The following is a 5,767-nucleotide window of genomic DNA, read 5'->3' on the forward strand; positions in this document are numbered from 1 at the left end:
CTGAAGTTGCCCACCAACGGCCTGTACCAGTTCCGCACCGCCCCCGGTGATACCTACCTCGTCGCCACCGATCCACGCTTCACGCAGTACGGCAGCTTCATTTCCAGCGACTACATGCTCGGTGCGCTGGGGCTCGATCCGCAAAAGACGCAGAAGCGGCTCGGCGATGGCTTCTACGAGGAAAAGCTCGTCCGCGACCAGATCACGCAACTGACGGGCAAGACATTCCTGACCGGCTACACCGACCAGCTGGAGGAATACAAGGCGCTGATGAACAACGGCGTTGCCTACGCCAAAGCGTTCAGTCTGACGCCGGGCGTGGGTCTGACCGACGAACAGATGCGCCAGCTCACCACGGACCTGGTATGGATGGTGTCCCAGGACGTGACGTTGCCCGATGGCACCACGCAATCGGTGCTGGTGCCGAAGGTCTATCTGGCGCCGGGCAATGGCGTGGACATGAACGCCACCGGCGCGCTGGTCGCTGGCAATACCGTGGCGATCCATGCCGCCGGGACCATGCAAAACAGCGGCGCGATCGTTGGCGATATCGCCACGCAGGTGGTGGGCGGCAACATCGTCAACCGAGGCAGCATCGGCGGCACCGGCACGACCGTCTTGCAGGCCACGCAGGATGTGCGCAACCTCGGTGGCCGCATCGGTGGGCAGGACGTGGTGGTGGCGGCTGGCCGCGACATCATCAACGAATCGCAGACGATCACGAATACCACCAAGCTGGCCAATGGCAACAGCGCTAGTGCCACCGGCATTGGCGCGGTGGCATCGATCGCCGGGACGAACAGCGTGGCCTTGCTGGCCGGGCGTGATATCGATATGGCAGGGGCCGCCGTCCATGCCGGCAGCAATGCCTTGCTCGCTGCAAGCCGGGACATAGACATCGGCACGGCAATGCTGGGTACCACACGGGATGCCACGGCGCACGGGGGCCAGGACTACCTGCGGGACCGGACGGTCATCAACCAGGGCAGCACTGTGCAAGCCGGCGGCAGCGTAATGGCCGTGGCCGGGCGAGACACCACGCTGACGGCCTCCAGGATCGACGCGGGCGCCGATGTCGCGCTGGTTGCGGGCCGCGACACCACGGTGACGGCGGCGATGGACGCGCGAACGACGGAGGCAGGTGCATTCAGCAACAAGGCGTCGCAGTTCACGTCGTCGTCGTATGACGAAGGCGCGCGGGGCGCCACGGTCCAGGCAGGCAACAATGTCACGCTGGGCGCGGGACAGGCGGCAGCCGTCGGCCAGATCCTGCAGGCTAATGGCATCGCGCCGGCGGCGGTCAACGGCGGAGCCTCCGGCAATGTGGCCCTTCTCGGCTCTGCCGTCAGCACCGGCACCTTCACAAGCGACGGCGGCGCGGTCAAGCTGGTGGCTACCGGCGACGTCACCGTGGGGGCAGTCACCCAGCGGCACGACGCCGAGAGCTGGTCGCAATCGAGAACATCCGGCTTCCTGTCGAAGACCGAAACCACCAACACGTCAAGGTCGCGCGATACCGTGACCTCTGGCTCGATGGTCTCGGCGGACACCATCGTCGGCAGCGCCGGCCGCGACATGATGATCAGCGGATCGACCGTGGCCGCAACTCAGGATGTGTCACTGGAAGCCGGCCGAAACCTGACGATCACCGCCGCCGAAAGCACCAGCGAAAGCCATAGCTATTCGCGCACGAAGGCCACGGGCTTCGGCGCCACGGGCGGCGGCCTCTCGTATGGCATGCGCGACCAGAAGGACACCGTCAACGACAGTTCGGTCACGCAGACCGCCAGCCTCGTAGGCAGCACGGACGGCAACGTCAGCCTGAAGGCCGGTAGCACGCTGCAGGTGACGGGCAGCCAGATGATCGCTGCCAAGGACCTGACGGGTGTGGGCGCCGACGTGATCATCGACGCGGCAAAGGGCAGCGAACATCACGACGAAACGAACGAGATCAAGCAGACCGGCTTCACGCTGGGCGTGAGCGGCGGTGCCATTGGTGCGGCGATCAATGCGGGCCAGAAGGTCCGCTCGGGGACCAAGAGCCAGGATGGCCGCGCGTCGGCGCTGTGGGGTATCGCGGCGGGCCGCGACGCCTTCGATGCGGCGGCGGGGGCAGGCGACGCGATCAAGGCGCTGGAGGCCGGTATGGGGCCGGCAGGCGCCGCGGTGACGCTGTCCTTCGGCACCAGCAAGAGCAAGAGCACCGTCACGCAGGACAGCACCACGCACACGGGATCGAACCTGCAGGCGGGGGGCACGGCTACCTTCATTGCTACGGGCGTAGATGCGCACGGCAACAAGACGGCCGGAAATCTGGACATTATTGGCTCGGACATCTCGGCCACGAACGTGGCGCTGGGCGCCAAGGGCGACGTCAATATCGTGTCGGCCACAGACACCTACGAGAGCCACAGCACCAACAAGTCCAGCAGCGGCAGCATCGGCGTGTCGTATGGCGCGCAGGGCTTTGGCGTGTCGATGTCGGGGTCCACCAGCAAAGGCAACAGCGACACCACCGGGACCACGCAGGTCAACAGCCATGTGACGGGCAGCGATTCGGTATCGATCGTGTCCGGCAATGACACCAACATCCTGGGCGGGATGGTCAGCGGCGGCAAGGTATCGGCCGAGGTAGGCCGCAACCTGAACCTGGCCAGCCGTCAGGACACCGAGGAAAGCCACGCGCGCCAACAGAGCGCGGGCGGCGGCCTGAGTATCAGCCAGGGCGGCGGCGTGAGCGGCTCGTTTTCGGCGACGAAAGGCAGGGCAGACGGCAGCTTCGCCAACGTGATGGAGCAGTCAGGCATCGTCGCGGGCGACGGCGGCTTCGACATCAAGGTCAAGGGCAACACGGACCTGAAGGGCGCCATCATCGCCAGCACGGCTCCCGAGGACAAGAACAAGCTGACCACGGGCACGCTGAGCTGGGGCGACATCGAGAACAAGTCGGACTACAGCGCGACGTCGAAGGGATTGAGCGGCGGCTTCACGTTCGGCCCAAAGGTCGAGGATAAAAAGTCCGGCCAGACATCCGGCAGGAACACCGGCGGCGTGAGCCCGATGATCCCGCAGCACGAAAGTGACAGCCAGCGCGGCGTGGCGCAATCGGCCATCGCAGACGGCGCGATCACGATCACCGACCAGGCCAACCAGACGCAGGACGTGGCCACGCTGAACCGGGACATGTCGAACACCAACTCGACGGTGGGCAATGGCCCGGACCTCAACAACGTGCTGGGCAAGCAGTCCGACATGATGGCGGCGGCGCAGGCGGCTGGGGAGGCGGTGGCGAGGACGGTCGGGGATATTGCGGGGAGTAGGGAGAAGGCTGCGAAAGATGCTTTGAAGGCTGCCAACGACGCTTACGGGGAGGACCCGAGTGATGCCAACCGCGCGGCGGTTGCCGAGGCGCAGGCCGATGTCGAGGGCTGGAAGGAAGGCGGCGAATATCGCGCGGCATTGCATGCGGCTGGCGGAGCGATGATTGCTGGCGTGGGCGGGGGCAGTGCGATTGCGGGCGCGGTGGGGGCGGGTGCATCCTCGTTGGTAGCGCCAACTATCCAGAAAGGGGTCGAGAACGTCTACACCAAGGTGAACAGCGGAGATACTGACCTTGATCACGCCCTTGCAAACGCACTTGGTAATTTGGGTGCGGGAGGTGTAGGTGCAATTCTGGGAGGCGGTTCGGGCGCTGCCACGGCTTCAAATGTAGACCGGTTTAACCGTCAGCTCACCTATGCGAAGCCGGATGATTTGAGAACCATAGCCTCCAAAGAGGGGGCAAAGGCGGGCATGACCGCAGAGCAGATGGAAAAGGCGATGGGTGTGGTCTTGGGGACAAACTACGACGATAACTCAATGGCACGCGCCGAAGGCGTTACGTACGAGCAGTACATGAAAGCGCAGGCAGTTTTGCTATCACAGCCAGCGAACTCACCATTGGCAAAGGAGTATGCGGAAGCAATGAAAAGCGTGCTTCCTCAATTTGCCTATGGCGATTCAGACTCCCCGCCGAATGTGGGGCGGTTACCATGGAGCATGCTTCCGAAAGTAACATTTGGAAGCAACGCAAACCAAGACTACCACGCATTCAGACACCTCGATGATGCTGGGTTAAGCCGCGCAACGGTTAAGTCACTTATTAGTAATCAGATGGCAATCTATGCACCTGTTACTGCCCAGGGGCCCTTTAATGGAACAGTGAACGTAAATGGAAGATTCGTCGATTACGTTGCCTTTAAACGACCAGACGGCGGCATAAATATAGGTCGGATGACTGTGCGGATGGAAAAATGATTCAAATTCTGGCAGAAGAGCGAAAAAAGCTTCTGAGACGCATGGGTGAGCTTGGAAACTTTCCCAGTATCAAACTGGTATTAGATGAAAATCTGATTGTCGAGGATTTGAATGATGGCGGGATGGGCAGTTTTAAGATAATTCTTCCGCTTGAATATCAGGGTAAAAATACAGGGCAATCTGCAATCGATGTGGTGTCCGAGGATGTGGATGGCGTAATGTTGATTGCTAGCTTGTTTCTGAATGAACGTGGCTTTCCGTGCGAAGTTGACATCTGGAAAGTTGATTTCTCCACCCTAGTACGGTTGCCGACAACATGGGAACTTGCTAATTTTCCGAGATTTCCGGGGTCGGGTACCGGCGAAAACTCCTGCTGAAGAAATTGAAGTTGCGAAATCTACCAGATTACTATGCATTTTCATCCGAAAACGCCGAACCACCAGGGATTTTAGATTTAAGTGAGGATAATCGAAGTAATCGAAATTGCGGCAAAAAGTGCACATCGACTTTTCGACGGGTGCCATTTGGCAGATATGAGTGTGGCGCTTACGCACGTCGGAGGTTCCCAGCAAGATAGGACATCCTTGTTCTTCGCGTCATTGCAAGCTCTGATGTCGAAAGGGATTTTTGAATCTCGCAGTTGATGGTGAGTTTCTATCTCGAAGCATTATTGACCAGCTTGATCGAATTAGATTTTTCTGGCCTGAAAATCCGAAGGAAGACGATCTGGATGGATTCGGGATGTGGTTCCGGACGGACGCCCCAGTGGGAGTGGTTTGGATTAATTCTGATGGAAGTGAGGTGTGGGCGTGATCGGCCCGTGAAGTGCTAGTCAATTTGTTCAGGACGCCTTGAGCAATCCCGAGCCGAACTGATGCCAGATTGTTGATACCGCTGGTTCTCTTTGTTCGCCTCGCCAAAGATGAGATGGTCGCTCCAGAGACCAGCGGTATTAACACCACCCTCTTATCACCATACGCGTCATGGCGGTGCCAAGATCCCGCCTGACCCTTGTCATGCCGATGTTTTCAAATCCATCGCAAATCGCCAAGATCGCATCACTCGCACTTGGCATTTCAACTATCCAATCGCTCGCGTGGGCCCAAATCCCGCCGTCACTCGGTAGGGACGTCAGCGCCCTGACCAACGCCGAACAAGACCAACGCACGCGCCAGCAGCGGGAGGCACGGGAACGGGCTGCTGTCGTGGACGCGCCAGCCGTGCGGGCTGAGGCTGCCGCCCGTGCCGAGTTTCCAGCGTTGCCCGAGGACGACCCATGCTTCCATATCGGACGCTTCGTTCTGGAAGTCCCCAAGGACCTCCCGGCCGACCTGCAAACCGCTGGCGCCTCGGCCTTGCCGATGGACCCGTTTGCCTTTGCTCAACAGTGGCTTGAGCACTATCAAGGCGAATGTGTTGGCAAGCAGGGTGTGGAAACGCTGGTCAAGGGGCTTTCGCAAACGATCCTGTC

Annotated in this window: 3 protein-coding genes and 1 pseudogene; all 4 read left to right on the forward strand. The window is 60.5% G+C overall.

The window, feature by feature from the left end; genetic code table 11:
* Nucleotides 1-6 precede the first annotated feature (6 nt).
* Entirely contained in the window at nt 7-4,296 is a 4,290-nt protein-coding gene (locus BLQ58_RS28565) for a hemagglutinin repeat-containing protein (protein WP_368086180.1), read from the forward strand.
* Nucleotides 4,293-4,673: a DUF6984 family protein gene (locus tag BLQ58_RS29015; RefSeq protein ID WP_139186202.1), complete on the forward strand. Its 381-nt coding sequence runs from the start codon at nt 4,293-4,295 to the stop codon at nt 4,671-4,673. The genes BLQ58_RS28565 and BLQ58_RS29015 overlap by 4 nt, the downstream gene beginning before the upstream one ends.
* A 250-nt stretch (nt 4,674-4,923) precedes the next feature.
* Complete coding sequence (locus BLQ58_RS29780) at nt 4,924-5,109, forward strand: DUF596 domain-containing protein (protein WP_092603809.1); 186 nt, start codon at nt 4,924-4,926, stop codon at nt 5,107-5,109.
* Nucleotides 5,110-5,312: 203 nt separating this feature from the next.
* Nucleotides 5,313-5,767: pseudogene (locus tag BLQ58_RS29300) on the forward strand (ShlB/FhaC/HecB family hemolysin secretion/activation protein); the annotation flags it as partial.

This window comes from Ralstonia sp. 25mfcol4.1 (assembly GCF_900104095.1).
Classification (GTDB): Bacteria; Pseudomonadota; Gammaproteobacteria; order Burkholderiales; family Burkholderiaceae; genus Cupriavidus.

Bases quoted from the DNA above. Each gene is read 5' to 3' on its own strand.
- BLQ58_RS29015 (WP_139186202.1), top strand. From the start codon at position 4,293: ATGATTCAAATTCTGGCAGAAGAGCGAAAAAAGCTTCTGAGACGCATG.